Origin of the sequence: Polaribacter sp. Hel1_33_96 (genome assembly GCF_002846595.1) — a bacterium.
GTDB lineage: Bacteria > Bacteroidota > Bacteroidia > Flavobacteriales > Flavobacteriaceae > Polaribacter.
This window is the reverse complement of sequence record NZ_PJMV01000001.1, coordinates 971,046-988,416: the sequence shown is the minus strand read 5'-3', so window position 1 is coordinate 988,416 and position 17,371 is coordinate 971,046. Positions and strand designations below refer to the sequence as shown.

General features: G+C 28.6%; 18 protein-coding genes and 1 tRNA gene. 10 read left to right on the top strand and 9 right to left on the bottom strand.

Translation table 11 applies throughout. The features are described 5' to 3' along the window. Positions 1–6: 6 nt before the first annotated feature. Entirely contained in the window at positions 7–867 is an 861-nt protein-coding gene (gene ppk2 / locus ATE90_RS04405) for a polyphosphate kinase 2 (protein ID WP_101450919.1), read from the bottom strand. A gap of 92 nt (positions 868–959) precedes the next feature. Here ppk2 and ATE90_RS04400 point away from each other — a divergent pair, with 92 nt between their 5' ends. Beyond that, entirely contained in the window at positions 960–1,910 is a 951-nt protein-coding gene (locus tag ATE90_RS04400; protein ID WP_036786825.1) for a lipid A deacylase LpxR family protein, read from the top strand. Here the strand turns inward: ATE90_RS04400 and ATE90_RS04395 are convergent. Beyond that, positions 1,907–3,331, bottom strand: coding sequence for an ATP-dependent DNA helicase (locus ATE90_RS04395; RefSeq protein ID WP_036786827.1), 1,425 nt, complete (start codon positions 3,329–3,331; stop codon positions 1,907–1,909). The genes ATE90_RS04400 and ATE90_RS04395 overlap by 4 nt on opposite strands. Positions 3,332–3,433: 102 nt before the next feature. On the opposite strand from ATE90_RS04395, the gene ATE90_RS04390 reads away from it, so the two are divergent. Genes ATE90_RS04390 through ATE90_RS04380 form a run of 3 tightly spaced genes read left to right on the top strand, consistent with a single transcriptional unit; the run spans position 3,434 to position 5,524 of the window. Then, positions 3,434–4,168 (top strand): hypothetical protein, encoded by a 735-nt coding sequence (locus tag ATE90_RS04390; protein ID WP_036786829.1) that lies wholly within the window; start codon positions 3,434–3,436, stop codon positions 4,166–4,168. Continuing rightward, positions 4,137–4,970, top strand: coding sequence for a DUF3822 family protein (locus tag ATE90_RS04385; protein ID WP_101450917.1), 834 nt, complete (start codon positions 4,137–4,139; stop codon positions 4,968–4,970). The genes ATE90_RS04390 and ATE90_RS04385 overlap by 32 nt, the downstream gene beginning before the upstream one ends. Continuing rightward, positions 4,970–5,524: an RsmD family RNA methyltransferase gene (locus ATE90_RS04380; RefSeq protein ID WP_036786831.1), complete on the top strand. Its 555-nt coding sequence runs from the start codon at positions 4,970–4,972 to the stop codon at positions 5,522–5,524. Before ATE90_RS04385 ends, ATE90_RS04380 begins: the two co-directional genes overlap by 1 nt. Here ATE90_RS04380 and ATE90_RS04375 read toward each other — a convergent pair. From ATE90_RS04375 to ATE90_RS04355, 5 genes are read right to left on the bottom strand one after another with little or no spacing between them, the layout of a single operon-like run. Beyond that, positions 5,521–6,474: an AAA family ATPase gene (locus tag ATE90_RS04375; protein WP_036786833.1), complete on the bottom strand. Its 954-nt coding sequence runs from the start codon at positions 6,472–6,474 to the stop codon at positions 5,521–5,523. The two genes, ATE90_RS04380 and ATE90_RS04375, sit on opposite strands and share 4 nt — an antisense overlap. Continuing rightward, positions 6,474–7,856 (bottom strand): peptidylprolyl isomerase, encoded by a 1,383-nt coding sequence (locus ATE90_RS04370; protein WP_036786835.1) that lies wholly within the window; start codon positions 7,854–7,856, stop codon positions 6,474–6,476. Before ATE90_RS04370 ends, ATE90_RS04375 begins: the two co-directional genes overlap by 1 nt. Then, positions 7,822–8,670, bottom strand: a complete 849-nt coding sequence (locus ATE90_RS04365) for a hypothetical protein (protein WP_036786837.1) — start codon at positions 8,668–8,670, stop codon at positions 7,822–7,824. Before ATE90_RS04365 ends, ATE90_RS04370 begins: the two co-directional genes overlap by 35 nt. Next, positions 8,671–10,320: a peptidylprolyl isomerase gene (locus ATE90_RS04360; RefSeq protein WP_101450915.1), complete on the bottom strand. Its 1,650-nt coding sequence runs from the start codon at positions 10,318–10,320 to the stop codon at positions 8,671–8,673. 4 nt (positions 10,321–10,324) lie between these two features. After that, the gene (locus ATE90_RS04355) at positions 10,325–10,609 is read right to left on the bottom strand and encodes a DUF493 family protein (RefSeq protein WP_036786841.1); all 285 of its coding nucleotides are present in this window, start codon (positions 10,607–10,609) and stop codon (positions 10,325–10,327) included. 141 nt (positions 10,610–10,750) lie between these two features. Between ATE90_RS04355 and ATE90_RS04350 the strand changes: the two genes are divergently transcribed. The 5 genes from ATE90_RS04350 (at position 10,751) to ATE90_RS04330 (ending at position 15,241) form a co-directional block, all read left to right on the top strand. Further along, on the top strand, positions 10,751–11,302 hold the full coding sequence (locus ATE90_RS04350; protein WP_036786843.1) for an AAA family ATPase: 552 nt from the start codon (positions 10,751–10,753) through the stop codon (positions 11,300–11,302). Then, positions 11,299–13,188: a RecQ family ATP-dependent DNA helicase gene (locus tag ATE90_RS04345; RefSeq protein ID WP_101450913.1), complete on the top strand. Its 1,890-nt coding sequence runs from the start codon at positions 11,299–11,301 to the stop codon at positions 13,186–13,188. The genes ATE90_RS04350 and ATE90_RS04345 overlap by 4 nt, the downstream gene beginning before the upstream one ends. 5 nt (positions 13,189–13,193) lie before the next feature. After that, on the top strand, positions 13,194–14,138 hold the full coding sequence (fmt, locus tag ATE90_RS04340) for a methionyl-tRNA formyltransferase (RefSeq protein ID WP_180335169.1): 945 nt from the start codon (positions 13,194–13,196) through the stop codon (positions 14,136–14,138). Positions 14,139–14,329: 191 nt separating this feature from the next. Further along, positions 14,330–14,602 carry an HU family DNA-binding protein gene (locus ATE90_RS04335; RefSeq protein ID WP_036786850.1) on the top strand — a complete coding sequence of 91 codons (273 nt, stop codon included), beginning with the start codon at positions 14,330–14,332 and terminating at the stop codon, positions 14,600–14,602. A gap of 81 nt (positions 14,603–14,683) precedes the next feature. Beyond that, on the top strand, positions 14,684–15,241 hold the full coding sequence (locus ATE90_RS04330; protein WP_036786852.1) for a YqgE/AlgH family protein: 558 nt from the start codon (positions 14,684–14,686) through the stop codon (positions 15,239–15,241). Here the strand turns inward: ATE90_RS04330 and ATE90_RS04325 are convergent. Together ATE90_RS04325 and ATE90_RS04320 are read right to left on the bottom strand one after the other, a co-directional pair. Continuing rightward, positions 15,238–16,071, bottom strand: coding sequence for an aminotransferase class IV (locus ATE90_RS04325; RefSeq protein WP_101450910.1), 834 nt, complete (start codon positions 16,069–16,071; stop codon positions 15,238–15,240). The genes ATE90_RS04330 and ATE90_RS04325 overlap by 4 nt on opposite strands. Positions 16,072–16,174: 103 nt before the next feature. Next, a complete protein-coding gene (locus tag ATE90_RS04320; RefSeq protein ID WP_036786856.1) occupies positions 16,175–16,558 on the bottom strand; it encodes an START-like domain-containing protein in 384 nt (127 codons plus the stop codon). Positions 16,559–16,668: 110 nt separating this feature from the next. Between ATE90_RS04320 and ATE90_RS04315 the strand changes: the two genes are divergently transcribed. Beyond that, positions 16,669–16,742, top strand: a tRNA-Met gene (locus ATE90_RS04315). Positions 16,743–17,371 lie beyond the last annotated feature (629 nt).

Sequence of the window (17,371 nt, the reverse complement as noted above, 5' to 3'; positions counted from 1 at the left end):
AAAAACTTAATCTAATTCATTATTATTTGAACGATAATAGCGCATCACAACATTTGGGTCTGGATTTACAACCGTGCCAGCTTCTGATTTTCCATCATAATCAAACTGTGATAAAACATGCCTCATGGCCTCTAATCTTGCTACTTTTTTATCATTGGTTTTAATAATCATCCAAGGACTATATGTGGTATGTGTTTTTGAGAACATTTCAGATTTATAATGGGTGTATTTATCCCACAATATTTGACCTTGCTTATCAACAGGACTAAATTTCCATCTTTTTAAAGGATTTTCTTTTCTGCCTTCAAAACGTTTTTGTTGTTCCTCTTTAGTAATTGATAACCAAAACTTTATTATTACCACGCCATCTTCATACATCATGTGCTCAAATTCTGGTACTTGAACTAAAAATTCTTTGTACTGGTTATCTGAGCAAAAACCCATAACTGGCTCTACAACCGCTCTATTGTACCAACTTCTATCAAAAAAAACTATTTCACCAGGATTTGGTAATTCTTTAATATATCTTTGAAAATACCATTGCCCCTTTTCTATATCCGTAGGCTTATTTAATGCCACCAGCCTACTTGACTGTGGATTTAAGTGCTCCATAAATCTACGAATATTACCACCTTTTCCTGCCGCATCTCTTCCTTCAAAAATAATAGCAACTCTTTTATTATTTGCGGAAATATAGCGCTGTAATTTAACCAATTCTATTTGTAATAGACGTAATTCATTATTATAAGAAAGAGTCTTTTCTACCTTCGAATATGAAATGTTTTTTTGTTTTAAAAGCCTTATAAGATCCTGGTTGCTTTCTAAATTTCCTAAATCTTCTGCCGTTAGGATTTCCTTTTTATTCATACATAATTTTTACTACATCGAAAATAAGCTTTTTTTTGAAAAATCTATTATAATTTTATCATTTTAAATTAGTTCTGCTATATTTGTTTCGTATGAAATCCCTAATATTTTTCTGTTTATTTTTTTTATCTTTTTTTATTTTTTCTCAAGAAAAATTTTCTAGAGAAGTTAGTTTTATAACTGATAATGATTTGTATGTTTCTACTGCTAAAGATCGATATTATACAAGTGGTTTTTTTTTAAGTTATAGATATCTCTCTAAAACAAAAAAAGAAAACCAAGAAAAAAAGATTTTTGAATGGCTAATTGGTCATGAAATGTATACTCCATATAAATCTATTGTAAAAAGTATTAATGCACATGATAGACCTTTTGCAAGTTATTTATATGGCAGTTTTGGAATCAATAGAATTTATAAAAAGAATACAACTTTAAATACAACTTTACAAATTGGCATAGTGGGACCTAATGCCTTTGGCGAAGAACTACAAAATTTTATTCATAATATTTATGGTTTTAAAGAAGCTATTGGTTGGAAGTTTCAAATCAAAAATGCTTTTGGATTCAATTTCAACACGAATTACAATCAATTTTTAGTTAAAGACCCTTCTAACCATTATGATCTTTCATGGATAAATTCTGTAAAACTAGGTACTGTTTACACAAATATTTCTTCTGGATTTTATGCAAGATTAGGCTTTAAACCACTCGCAAAAATAATTAATTCTATTGCTTTTAAAACAAACTTAAATGATAAAAACACTAATTTTGAGAGAGCAATAGAATCTTTCTTATACATTAAGCCTTTGGTTAGATATGCGCTCTATGACGCAACAATACAAGGTAGTTTTTTAAAGACTACTAGTGAAGTTACAAAAGAACTAGTCCCTTTAGTTTTTCATTTAGAAGTAGGGTTAAAATTTACAGCTAACAGGTTTCATTTTGGATATATTTTTCATTATAATAGCAATAAATCTAAAAATTTAAGAAGAGATAACGGAAATAAATACGGTACAATTTCTGTTAATTATTTACTTGATTAATCTAGAAAGAAATCATCTTTAAAACTAATTAAATACAGTTTCTCTTGTGCCCTTGTCATGGCTGTATATAACCACCTAAAATATTCTTTAGAGACGCCATCTGGCAAATATGGTTGCTCTATAAAAACCGTTTTCCATTGCCCTCCTTGAGATTTGTGGCAAGTCATTGAATAAGAGAATTTAACTTGCAAAGCATTGAAATACTTGTTGTTTTTTATAGCTAAAAATTGTTTAAATTTCGATTTTTCATGCGCATAATCTTCTTTTATTGTTTGATACAGTTTATTAGATTCTTCATACGTTAAAGAAGGACTTTCACTGGTTAAGGTATCTAATAACAAAACAGTTTCAAAAGGTTGCATATCTGGATAATCAATCATTCGCAGCTCTACCTCAGCAAATTTAAAGCCATATAATTCTTTAATTGAAAAAATTTTTAAAACCTCACAAATATCTCCATTAGCTATAAAACCTGCTGCAGATGATTCTTTAAGCCAGTAATAATTATTTTTTACAATCATTACAAAATCACCTGCAGAGATTTCATTTTCTTGTCCACGGATTTTCATTCGTATCTGCTGGTTGTATTGATTTGCTCTTTTATTGGATCGGACTATAAATGCAGTATCTTCTACTCCATCTCTATCATATGCCATGACTAAGGCATCTTCAATGTCATAACCATCTATCAATCTTATAATATCAGGAAAATCAATATCAAACTGAAATTTATTTCCTTCATTTTGCAATTGCAATCTTAATTGGGTTGCATTTGCCAGAATTCCAGAATTCTCATGTTGACGCATCACTTCATCTAACTCGATCTCTGTAACAATTTTATCATAATCATAAGTTAATATATCTGCCTCTAAAGCTGGACTAACATTTAATTTTACTGGCGGAAGTTGCGCTGTATCTCCAATAAAAATTAATTTACATTGATGTCCAGAATATACATAAGAAATTAAATCATCTAACAACGAGCTAGATTCAAACATTTTTTGATTTTGTCTACCATCAGGAATCATAGAAGCCTCATCAACAATAAAAATTGTATTTCTGTGTTTATTAGGCTGCAAAATAAAATCTACAGATCCGTTGGTTTGCTTTTTAGGAAAATATATTTTTTTATGAATTGTAAATGCTGGTCTCTTTGAATATACTGCAATTACTTTAGCAGCTCTTCCTGTAGGTGCTAATAAAACTGCTTTTTTTCCAGCACTACTAAGTGTATTTACAAATGTACTTATTGTTGTCGTTTTACCTGTACCTGCATATCCTTTTAGTAAAAACAAAGATTCTTTTTCCTCATTAAAGATAAAAATACTAAGTAAATTTAAGAGTTCCCTTTGTTTTTGGGTAGGTATAAAAGGAAATTTCTTTAATAGTATTTTATAAAAGTCCACAGTTATTTTTATCATACAAAATTTTAATTATCAAAGATACATTTCTTTATAAAGAAAAATTTTTATCATTAAAAAAAAATTGTAAGTTTGCTTTATACTATTAAAAAAATAACAAAAATGGATTTATTACTAATGATTTTAGGAGCTGTGTTAGCTTCTGTGCTTGTAGCCTATATTATAGTTAAATTTTTGCCTTTAAAACTGAGGTGGATTCCATCTATTTTATTGCTAGTTTTAGCAATATTTTTAGGTTTTAAAATTTATAATGGGATTATGGAGCCTATTCAATTTAATAAAGAAAAAGTGGTGAAATATGCCGAAGTTGTAGCAAGCTTAAAAATTATTAGAGATGCCGAAGTAACTTTTTATGAAGTTAATGGAAAATATACCATACAGAAAGACAGCTTAATTAAATTTATAGATTCTGACTCGATTGCATTAACCGAAACGAAAACTATTGTAGAAAAAGTTAATAAAGGTGGTGGTGTTATCATAGATGTAGAAAAAAGAGTTACTGATACTATTGGTTTTGAGCCGGTTTTAAAGTATTTTAAAGATAGAAACTATAAAACTATGTTTAAAGTTCCTGGAGTTGAAAATACTGAATTCGAATTAGAAGTTGGTGAAGTTGAAAAAGTACAAGGCTTAATTGTACCTACTTTTAGAGCTAGAACTCCAAAGAAAAACATTTTAAAAGGCATGAATGAATCTTTGGTAAAACAGGAGTTAGAAGTTATAGAATCAGATCAAATTAAAGGAGAATATGTTTCTGTAGGTTCTTTAGATGAAGTTACTACGGGTGGAAACTGGCCTCCTTCTTATGATAAAAGAGACGGTGCAAAAGAAGAATAAAATAATTTCTTTAAAGAAAGCAAAAGATATAGAATTATCCATCCAATTTAGTTTGGATGGATTTTCTTTTTGTGTTATAAACTCTAAGACTAAAGAAGCTCTTTATTTTAAAAAATATCAATTTGAAGGAACCTTAAATTCTCCTGAGGATTTATTGAAAAAAATTGAAGCTATCTTCAAGAAAGATAACAACTTACAACTCACCTACTCTAAAGTTACTGTTATACATCAAAATAATTTATCGACATTTGTACCATCGAAATATTTTGATGAAAATTCTTTGGCAACCTATCTTAATTTAAATATTAAGGTTTTAAAAACTGACTTCATTACTTTTGATGATATCCATTCTATTGATGCCAAAAATGTATATGTTCCATATGTAAACATTAATAATTATTTATTTCAAAATTTTGGTGAATTTGAATACCAACATCACAGTTCTATTTTAGTAGAAAAACTTTTAAAATTAGAGAGCTCTCATCAAAAAAAAATGTACATAAATGTATCTAAGAGCTCTTTTGATTTGATGATATTAGAAAACAAAAAACTCATTTTTTCAAATTCATTTTCTTACACAACTAAGGAAGATTTTATCTATTACATTTTATTTACAGCAGAACAGCTTCTATTAAATACAGAAGAGTTTGAACTTTATTTTATGGGAGAAATTAAAGCTGAATCAGCAATATATACAATAGCATACACCTATATTAAAAATATCTTTTTTTTAGAAAGTAAAAATTCTATTTTCAAGGATTTAGAAATCGATAATCACTCTAATTACATACTATTAGGCTAATGAGAATTATATCAGGAAAACTAAAAGGAAGACGTCTCAGAGCTCCTAAGAACCTGCCTGTTCGACCTACGACAGATATGGCTAAAGAAGCCTTATTTAACATCATTAACAACCTCTATTATTTTGACAGCATTACTGTAATAGATTTGTTTTCTGGGACAGGAAATATTAGTTATGAATTTGCCTCTAGAGGCACTAAAAATATATACGCAATTGATGTCAATTACAATTGTATCAAATACATTTCTAATACAGCAAAAGAATTAAATTTAGAGATAAACACTTTTAAAAGTGATGTTTATAAATTTATTGATAAAACTTCTATGCAGGCTGATATCATTTTTGCCGACCCACCGTATGACTTTGAAATTGAAAAATTTTTAGAAATTGTTGATACTGTTTTTACAAAAAATATTTTAAAACCAGAAGGTGTTTTGATTATAGAACACTCTAAACAAACAGACTTATCAAAACATAAAAATCACTCCTATGATAAACGTTACGGAGGAAATGTATTTAGCTTTTTCGAAAATTCTACTGAAGAAGATAATTAAAGTAAAGAGTTGATAATATCAGAAATTGAGATTCCTTCTGCTTCAGCTTTGTAATTTTTCACAATTCTATGAGATAATATAGGAATTGCAACAGCACGAACATCTTCTATGTCTGGTGAATATTTACCACGAACAGCTGCGTGTGCTTTTGCTCCTAATATTAAGCTCTGAGATGCCCTAGGACCTGCGCCCCAATCTAAATAGCTTTTCACCATGTCTGTTGCTTCCTTAGACTTTGGCCTTGTTTTACCAACCAAGGTAACAGCATATTCAATTACATTATCTGTAACGGGTATTTTTCTAATTAGCTTTTGAATAGCGATGATGTCATCACTAGAAAAAATAGCATTTACTTTTTGTTGAATATCACTCGTAGTACTTTTTACAACTTCAACTTCTTCTGCAAATGTTGGGTATTCTAAATTTATAGAAAACATAAATCTGTCTAATTGTGCTTCTGGCAAAGGATAGGTTCCTTCTTGCTCAATAGGATTTTGAGTTGCCAAAACAAAAAACGGTAACTCTAATTTATAATGATTTCCAGAAACTGTTACCGAACGTTCTTGCATCGCTTCTAATAAAGCTGCCTGTGTTTTTGGCGGAGTTCTGTTGATTTCATCGGCCAAAATAATATTTGAGAAAATCGGACCTTTAATAAATTTAAACTGTCTGTTTTGATCTAAAACCTCGCTACCTAAAATATCTGAAGGCATTAAATCTGGAGTAAACTGAATTCTCTTAAAATTCAATCCTAACGCATTAGAAACAGTATTTACCAATAAAGTTTTTGCTAAACCTGGAACACCTATCAAAAGTGAATGACCCCCACAAAAAATTGATAAAAGCGTAAATTCTACCGCGTCTTTTTGACCAATAATTACTTTACCTATCTCTGTTTTTAATAAATTGAATTGACTTACCAATTCATTTACAGCTTTCACATCAGACATTATTTACTTATTTCTTTTTTCCAATTTTTTTCAAAAGAACATTTACTATGGACTTCAGACATTTTAATATAAGTATCTTTTATCTTTCCTTTAGCCCATTTAGTAATAGTTTCTTCCCTCTTCTTTCTTAAAGCTAAATCTTGTACTTTCACATAATCCTCCACCAAGTCTGCTATATGAGTATCTGTTCTATCTTTCATAACAATGAACTTAAACATTTTCTCTCCATTCCTATTTTGATCAAAAAAGACATCAGAAAGCTCTCCTTTTTTTAATTCTGCAACCCTCGCATATAAAGCAGGATCCATCCTAGTTAAATCAAATTTTGTTTCTCCTGAATAAGGGTTTACAATAACGCCTCCATTGTTTTTAGTTTCTTTATCTTCCGAATATTTTTTCACAGCATCTGCAAAAGTAATAGCTCCTTCTCTAATATCTTTTGCTATTTGTTCTGCTCTTTGCTGTGTATCTTTTAACCTAGTATCTGGGATATCTGGTTGCATTAATATGTGTGATGCAACTCTCATGTTTCCTTTTACTTCGTGTAATTGCATTAAGTGATAACCAAAATCTGATTTAAAAGGTTTAGAAACTTGACCAATATCTAAACTAAAAGCCATTTCTTTAAATTCTTTTATAAATGGTGAATCTTTTGTTACTTCGTATCTTCCTCCGTTTTGAGTAACACCCGGATCATCAGAATTAATGATCGCTTTCATTTTAAAACTTGCGCCTTCTTCAATCTGTTTTTTTATCTCCGTTAGCTTCGTTACAATTCTATCATTTTCTTCCTTTGTAGGTGCAGCGTTTAAAACAATTTGTGCCAATTCAATTTCTGCTGGAAACTCTGGTAACTCTTCATTCTTTTTTAACCCGTTAAAATATAAACGAACTTCTTCAGGAGTTACATCAATTTTCTCTGTGATATTTTGCTGTTCTTTTTCTATTAATACATTCTCTTTTTGAACCGTATATAATTCTTTTTTCAAATCATCTAAATCATTAAAACCATAGGCTTTAATCACCTTATCTAAACTGCCATATTGTTGCGTAAAATATTCAACACTTCGATCTACCCTGCCAGAAATTTCTGCTTCAGAAACAGTAACACTATCAACAATCGCATGATGTGCCAATAATTTTTGTTGCATTAATTTTTCTAACATTTCACAATCTGAGATTGTAATTTTCCCCTCTGATCTAGCATCTACTTCTTGTTTAAATTTCTCAATATCTGAATCTAAAACAATATTTTTACCAATGACCACTGCAACACCATCTATTTTTATTTTTTGTGCAAAAGTTGAAATACTCATCAACCCAAAAAAAACTGTTAATACAGTTAATTTAGTATACTTTAAAATTGTTGTTTTTTGTTGCATCTTTTACTATTATTTTTTCTATTTCTCTTATTAATTCAATTTTGCGCTTATGCAAAATCATTTGTTTTATCGTAGGTCTTATATAGCTTAAAGGAGCTATATCATTTCTAACTAATACGTCTTTTATTGTGGTCAAATATAAACCTATTGAATCTTGTTTTTGAAGTAATTTTGTTTTTTTTAACAGATTTTCTTTAGAAAACGGAAGTTTTAACAAAACCTTATCTAATTGTGTCCAAATTGAATCATTAAACTGAAAATATTTAAAACTTAATTGTTGTTTTTCTAATGCTTCTAGGTCTTCAATTTCCTCTGATTTAAAGAGTTTTAAAAATTCTTTTTTACTGACAACTTTATTGTCAAAATGAAGATATTTTATTTTAACTAACTCTTCATTTAGTCTAAAATTATCTTTACTTTTTAAGTAAAAATCTTCTATTTCCACATCACTAATAACGGTATCTAATTGCTGTTTTATCAACATTTCTTTATAATTATTAATGAACAAACTTTCTCTGTAATCATTTACAAGATGGTTAATTTCATTAATAACTTCTAGAGAGTTATTGTTTTCTGCCTTATGCAGCAATAATTGTTTTATCGCCCAATCGTTGATAAAGCTTTTCACTAATACAATACTATCGTCTTTACTTATATTTTGAGGAATAACATTTTTTAAATCTTCTTTAAACAATTTCTCTGTATTTACAATTGCAATTATTTCAGATGATTTATCTTCTTTTTCTTGCACTATAAAATAATTGCAAGAGTTAAATAAATAAATTATTAAAAATGCATTTAAAATACGTTTCATCTATTTGCTACTATATGCTTTAATTATTTTCTTTAGTTGCCTTTTTTCCACTTGAATGACGCTTTTTCTTCTTAAATCTGCAATCCAATTTTTTTCTAAAAAATTTTGATAATCATTAATTACCTCCCCTTTTATTTTTTTTAATTCTTTTGGTTGATACTTGCTTAAATTAGCGTCAAAAAAGCTTTTTAAACCTAACGTATCTTTGGATGATTTCTCCCAAATTTTTTGTTGCATTAACTCAAATAATAACAAACCATCTCTATACTCTTGCAAGACTTCTGCAAATTCAGGCTCTGTTTTTTCTAAGTTTTCTTTGTAATATGCTAAAATTTCCTTGTTTTTAAATTCGTTAAAAATTTCAAAAACAGGTTTATTTCTTTTACTCTTTAAAAAACCAAAAAATTCTTCTTGTGTAATTTTCTTATCATTTATTGATAATATTATGGCTTGCATTGAGTCTTTAGACATTGTTTTGATATCTTTTCTATCAAAGATTCTCTTAGCTTCTTCATTCTCAGAAATCGAATATTTATTCTTTAATTTATGGATAACAGCGTCTTTGGATAATTGAGCTCTATCGCCAGATCTGACTTTATTTTTCAATTCTTTTTCCAATTCTTTAAAAGATAATACAGGATGCTTTTTCGTTAATTGTAAAATATGCCATCCAAAACGAGTTTTAAAAGGTTTCGAGTATTCACCTTCTTTTTGTAGACTAAAGGCAACTTCTTCAAAAGGTTTCACCATGACTCCTGTGCCAAATTTTCTTAGCTTACCTCCTTTAGTTTTTGTACCAGTATCATCAGAATATTTTCTTGCTAAAGCTTTAAATTGCTCATCTGCTTGCAGCTTTTTATAAATATCATTAATTAATTCTTCTCCTTTAGCGCCCTTATCATTTAACAAAATATGTGCTACTTCAACTTCTCCTTTCGAAGTTCTAAAAGCGTCAACTTTTAAAATATGATATCCATAACGTGTTCTAAAAGGTTTAGAAACTTCACCTACCTTCGTATTGTAAGCTGCCGTCTCAAAGGAATACAACATTCTAAAAGCAGAGAAATACCCTAAATTACCGTTATTTCCTTTTCTTCCTGATTTGGCGTCATCTCTTGCTGAGGGATCTTCTGAAGTCTCTCTTGCTACTATTTCGAAACCTTCTCCATTTAAAACTCTATTTCTTATTTCTGTAATTTTTTGATATGCCAATAAGGTATCTTTTGGAGTAAGTGATTTTGGAGTAAGTGATTTTGGAGTTTTAATTAAAATATGTTTTGCTTTTACTTCATTTTTTGTTCTAAAATAAGCATCTTTTACTAACTTATTTATAAATACAGTGTCTTGCATATAAGGCGCAGAAAGTTGATTTTTATAGGTTTCAATCTCTTTTCTATAAGATGGCAAAGTATCTAATTTTATGTGGTAAGCTTCCTTCACTTTTAACTTATAATTTATATATAAGTCTAAGTTTTTCTCTACATCCTTGGCGTCTTCATTATCTATAGCGTCTAAGTTTTTCTCATACACTCTCTTAAAGTCTGAAACTGTTATTTTTTCACCATCTATGGTTAATAAAACTTTGCTTTTCTTTTGTGAAAATAAAACACTCGAAAAACATAAGACCACTAATAATATTAACTTTTTCATAAATTTACAATGATATAATTCCTTTAATTTTTTCTACTTTTTTGTAATATTCAATTACTTTATTAGCACTTTCTATTTTTAATACGATAGAAACACTAATATATTTTCCTGTTTTCGATTTTTTTGTTTTTATAACTGCTCCTTGGTTATTAAACAAACTATGCACTTCTTCTGCTTGATTTTCATCAGTAGGAACAATAAATTTATACATATAATCAGCTGGAAAATTAGTCGTATCGTCTAACTGCGCTTTTAATTTAGTATAAAAAATATTTTTTTTATCGCTCATAATTGAACTTCTTTTCTATTCATTTAAAAATAACCACTCACAAAATTACATTAAAAATTAGTTTTATGAAGCGAATGATTTATTTTTGTAAAACTTTCATTTGAAGTAAAAATCAAAAATAATAATTCTAAGATAAATAGCTTGCAAAAAAATCAGCAAAAAATTGTTTTAATAGGAGGACCAGGAACTGGGAAATCTACTGTTTTAAATAAACTGAGAGAAAAAGATTTTTTCTGTTTTGATGAAGTTTCAAGAGAAGTAATTTTAAAAGCGCAAAAAAAAGGAATAGAACAACTCTTTTTAACTGAACCTCTGTTATTTAGTGAAATGTTGCTTGAAGGAAGGGAAGAACAATATTTACTAGCTGAAAATAGAAAAGAAAATATTATTTTCTTGGATAGAGGAATTCCAGACATACATGCGTATCTAAATTATTTTAAAACAACCTATCCTGCTTTATTTTTAGAAAAAAGCAAACAATACAAATATGATTTAATTTTTCATTTTTCTCCCTGGGAAGAAATACATACCAAGGATAATGAACGTTATGAAACTTTTGAAGAGTCTAAAAAAATTGATAAATTTCTTACCAAAGCCTACGCTGACTTAGATTACAAAATTATAAACGTTCCATTTGGCACCGTTAGCGAAAGAACAAATTTCATCCTTCATTCGCTTTCTTGCGATTTATGATTTCTGCCAAAGAAATATTAAAAAAACACTGGAATTTCTCTTCTTTTAGAGGACCTCAAGAAGACATCATAAAAGCTGTTTTACAGCAGAAAGATGTGATTACTTTATTGCCAACAGGTGGAGGAAAATCTATTTGTTTTCAAGTTCCTGGTATCGTTAAAGAAGGTGTTTGTTTGGTTATTTCTCCATTAATTGCTTTAATGCAAGATCAGGTAGAAAACTTAAAAAAGCGTAATATAAAAGCCACAACGATAAAATCTGGTTCTTCTCAAGATGAAATTATAACACTTTTTGATAATATTAAATTTGGCAACATTAAGTTTCTTTATATCTCTCCAGAAAGGTTGCAGTCAATCTTTATGCAACAAAAAATTAAAGAATTAAATATTTCTTTTGTTGCCATTGATGAAGCTCATTGTATTTCTGAATGGGGACATGATTTTAGACCATCTTATAGAAACATAAAGATTTTAAAACAAATTAAACCCGATGTAAATTTTATTGCACTTACGGCTACAGCAAATAAAAAAGTTCTAGAAGATATTTCTTCAAATTTAGAATTAAAAAATCCAGTAATTTTTAGAAATTCATTTGCAAGAGAAAATTTAGCCTACCAAGTTTTTAACGTTGAAGATAAATTATTGAGGTTAACGCAGATATTTACAAAAACAAAATCGCCAGCCATTGTTTATGTTAACTCCAGGAAAAAAACCGAAGATCTTACAAAATTTTTAAATGCAAGGAATTTTAAAAGTAGTTTTTATCATGGTGGATTATCAGTGAAAGAAAAACAACTTTCTTTTGATAATTGGATGACAGAAAGAACACCAATTATGATTTCAACAAATGCATTCGGTATGGGAATTGACAAATCTAATGTGGGAATTGTGGTTCATTTTGACCTGCCTTTTAGTATCGAAAATTATATTCAAGAATCTGGAAGAGCGGGCAGAAATGAAAAAAAATCTTTTGCTGTTTTGTTAAAAAACGAAAATGATATTGCCATTCATAGAGAGCACATAAAAAAAGGTTTGCCAAGTATTTTAGAAATCAAAGAAGTGCACAAAAAACTGTATCAATATTTTCGAATTTCAAATGGAGAAATTACTGAAAATTCTTATAGTTTTAATCTTTTAGAATTCTCTGAAATCTATAAATTCACATCTAAAAAAGTAGATGCTGTTTTAAAAATATTATCCAATAATGGCGTCTTAGAACTAACAAATACTTACAATCAAAAATCTACTGTAATTTTCACTTCAAGTAGTAAAAACATCATTTCACACACTATAAATAATATCTATACTAAAAACCTTATAGACACATTACTAAGAACTTATACTGGTTTATTTAAACAAGAAGTTAAAATAGATGAATTTTTACTAGCAAAGAAAAGCAATACTACTTCTAAACAGGTAATTGCTAATTTAGAACGTTTAGAGCAAGAAGAAATACTCACGTATAATAGCGTGAAAACAGACTCAGAAATCCGCTTCTTACTTCCTAGAGAAGATGATAAAACAATTAATAAATTTTCAAAAGAAATCAGTCGTTTTATAAAACAAAAAGAAAAAAAATCAGAAGATTTTTTAGCTTATATTTTAAATAATAAAGTATGCAGAAGTATTCAAATTTTAGACTATTTCGATGAGATATCCACTAAAAAATGTGGTATTTGCGATGTCTGTTTATCAAAAAAAAGAATTGAAAAAAAGGATATCTCTTCTGAAATTTTATCCATTTTAGAACAAAAAAATGAGTTAACTTCACAAGAAATAAATCAATATTTAAAAGCAGACGAAAAAGACATTTTAATACATTTGCGACAACTTTTATCAGACAATAAAGTACGAATTAATCATCAAAATAAATACCACCTAAAATAAAAATTATGAAAGATTTACGCATCGTTTTTATGGGAACTCCAGATTTTGCCGTTACCATTTTAAAACATTTAGTAGAAAACCATTATAATATTGTAGGTGTAATAACTGCCGCAGACAAACCTGCTGGAAGAGGCAGAAAACTAAATGAATCTGCTGTAAAAAAATATGCTTTATCTAAAGAAATAACAATTCTGCAACCAACAAACTTAAAAAACCAAGGATTTCAACAAGAATTAGAAAACTTAAAAGCAGATTTGCAAATTGTTGTAGCTTTTAGAATGTTACCAAAAGCCGTTTGGAAAATGCCCAAACTTGGTACTTTTAACCTTCATGCCTCCCTACTGCCATCTTACAGAGGTGCTGCTCCTATTCATTGGGCAATTATAAATGGAGAAACAAAAACGGGTGTGACTACATTTTTTATTGATGATAAAATTGATACGGGAGAAATTATCCTACAAAAAGAAATTTCGATTGATAATGATGAAACTGTTGGTTCCTTGCATGATAAATTAATGTTCTTAGGAGCCGATTTAGTGACAAAAACTGTTGATTTAATTTCTGAAGGAAATGTTACCACCAAGAAACAGCCAGAACTTGAAGAAAAATCAGCTCCAAAGCTGAATCCTGAAAACACAAAAATTAATTGGACACATTCTTTAGATACAATCTATAATCAGATACGCGGATTAAACCCTTTTCCTGCCGCTTGGACAAGCATTAAAAATAATGATGAAGAAATAACTGCTAAAATTTATGCTGTTCGTAAAGAAATACAAAAACATAAATTTAATACAGGAAAAATAATTGCTTCTAAAAAAGAGCTAAAAGTGGCTATTAAAGACGGCTTCCTAATTATTGATGAAATTAAGATTTCAGGAAAGAAAAAAATGGATGCAAAAAGCTTGTTAAATGGATACACTTTTTCTGAAGATGCAGAAATGCTATAAACCCTTTATTTATAAGGTTTTTAGAGTTTTTTGATTTTACATGTTACCTTTATTAACAATTTACACCTATTTATCAACAAAATCCTACTTTTTTTAAGGGCAAATTTGCGTAAACCCTTAATCCGTCTATATTTGTTAAGCTATTATTAGCAAAATAAAATAATATTCAATTAATTTAAAATCTATTTATTATGAACAAGTCAGATTTAATCGACGCAATGGCTGCAGACGCAGGAATCTCTAAAGTAGCAGCTAAAGCAGCTTTAGAGTCTTTTACAGGTAACGTAACTTCTGCTTTAAAAGGTGGAGACAAAGTTGCTTTAGTTGGTTTTGGAACTTTTTCAATATCTAACAGAGCTGCCAGAACAGGAAGAAATCCTCAAACAGGAAAGACAATCCAAATTGCTGCTAAAAATGTAGCAAAATTTAAAGCAGGAGCTGGGTTAAGCGAAGCTGTAAACTAAGATATTGTTTTCGAAGTGATAAAGAAACTCTCTTTTTAAGAGGGTTTTTTTTTATTTCCATATTTTTTTTTATATTTACCTATGACCCATTTAAAACCTCTTAAAGGTAGATTGTTAATTGCTGAACCCGCTATTTTAAATGACAGCTCTTTTAATAGAGCAATTATTTTAATTACAGAACACACAGACAATAATTCTGTAGGTTTTATTTTAAACAGGCCTTTAGACTATACACTCCAAGATTTATTACCAGAAATTGAAAGTGATTTTGTTATTTATCAAGGAGGTCCTGTAGAACAGGATAATTTATATTTTGTGCACCAAGTGCCTGAATTAATACCAGAAAGCATTAAAGTAGATAATGGTATATTTTGGGGCGGTAATTTTGAATCCTTAAAAAAATTACTTAGCGATGGATCTTTAAATAAAAATGATATTCGTTTTTTTCTTGGTTATTCTGGCTGGGGAAAAAATCAACTTGAAGATGAACTAAATTCAAACTCTTGGTTTATTTCAGAAAATGATATCAAAAACATCTTTTCTAAAAACGAGGAATCTCTTTGGAAAAATAAAATATTACAACAAGGAGGTGACTATAAACTTTGGGCGAATGCGCCAAGTGATATCAATCTTAACTAAGAAGCAGTTACTTCTAAAACTTTTAAACTTTTACTTATTTTATTCGCAAAATCAATTGTGAAATTTTTCTTTTTATAATTCGTTATTGGTTGAACACCTATAATTGCATTTGTAATGAATACTTCATCTGCTTTTTGAATTTCGAATGGCGAAATAGTTGTTTCTTCTAAAGTATATTCTTTGTTTTTAAGAATAATTTCAATCACTTTATTTCGCACAATACCTTTTATACACCCCTCAGTTAATGCTGGCGTTTTCACTATATTTCCTTTTAAAACAAAAATATTAGCATTGGTAACTTCAACAACTCCTTTTTTCTCATTGATTAACACACAATTATCTAAGTCATTTTCTTGGGCATAAATACTTGCGAGGGTATTTACCATTCTATTATTAGTCTTTATCGTTGACAATAACCCAGAATAGTTATAAAAATCTTTAAAAACATCAACCGTGTACGTATTTTTTGTTTGATACGTATTTACCTTAACATCAATCAAATAATCTATTTCATTCGTTTTTGGTGTATACAAACCTCCATCTTTTCTGTACACATTTAATCGAACTCTAAAAGATGAAGCTTCTTCCTGCACAGCAACAGTTTTTAAAATTTCTTTCTCTAAAAACTCTAAAGTAAATTGCATCGGAATTTTCATACGCAACATTCTCATAGAAGCCATTAATCTAAAATAATGATCTTCCCAAAAAACCACTCTTTTATGACTAACTTTTATGGTTTCAAAAACTGCATCTCCATATTTAAATCCTCTATTCTCTGAAGATAATTTTACATTTTCTTCAAACAATAATTCACCATTAAAATTAATCATCTATCTATTTTTAGATTTACAAAATTAATACATTTTAATAAAAATAATGCAAAAAAAAACTCAGCAATTTGCTGAGTTTTAAATTTCTATAATACTTTATTTTTTAAGCACCAATTGTATGTCTTAATTCTTCTATTTGATTTTCCCAAAGTTGTTTTGACTCTTCAACTTCATCTTCATCATCTGCAAAATCGGTAACAATTAATGAAACATCTTTAGTAAGGGCATCTACTTGAATTTTAATTTCAAAAAAACTATTATCTCCTTCGCTTTCTAACCATTTCCAACGAACTCTTTCTCCGGCTTTTTTTGTAATTAACTCTGCTAATTCTTCGGTACCTTCCCAAACAAAACTATACACTTTACCCCTAGAATTTACTTTGTCTGCAAACCATTCTTGTAAATTAGATGGTGAAGAAATATATTGATACAACATGTTTGGAGATGCATGAATAGGGATTTCTAATTCAAATTGTACTTTTTCCATTATTTGTTTTGTTAGTCGGGCAATATAGGTATTAATTCTATGTAAAAAAAATTAAAAACACATGTTGCCAATCTATAAAAAGTAATTATATTTGCACTCGCAAAAACAATGGCGAGGTAGCTCAGTTGGTTAGAGCGCAGGATTCATAACCCTGAGGTCACGGGTTCAAATCCCGTTCTCGCTACAAAACCTTTAAAAAAACCAAGAACGTAAGTTCTTGGTTTTTTTTGTTTTTAACAATGAAAGAAATCAGGTTTCTTTTTCCATTATGATAAGAGTTTATCAAAAAGATTATATTTAATAAAAGAAAAAAAAGGAAAAAAAATTAAACTTTCTTATCAACTTAGATGTAATAATTAAACAACTAATTTTAATAGGTGGAAACCTATAAAATAAACTTTAATGTTTAACTATCTGTTTCAAAAAGAGTATATTGAAAAGAAACATCTATCTGTTTAGTAAAAATAAATTCTCAGAAAAAGGTTTTTGAAAAAGTACTATTTAAATTTTATAAACTACAATTAAATAGCATTTTCTTATTGTAAAAAAGAGCGTTTAAAAAAAATAATAGAAAAAAATTTATTCAAATTTTATTTTTTACAACATCGCTTTCTTTTAACGTTATAACGGAGTTATTAATCGAAACTTTACACAAATTTTAACGAATATATTCCAAACAGCATTGATTTCGCAGCATTTTTGTTTTTCATGATGCACTCTTAAAATTATTTTCTAGAGAAATACAGCATGATAAACATGTCTTACTACTCTTTTTGTATACAAAAAAAATAAAGTAGATATGAATTGTAACTA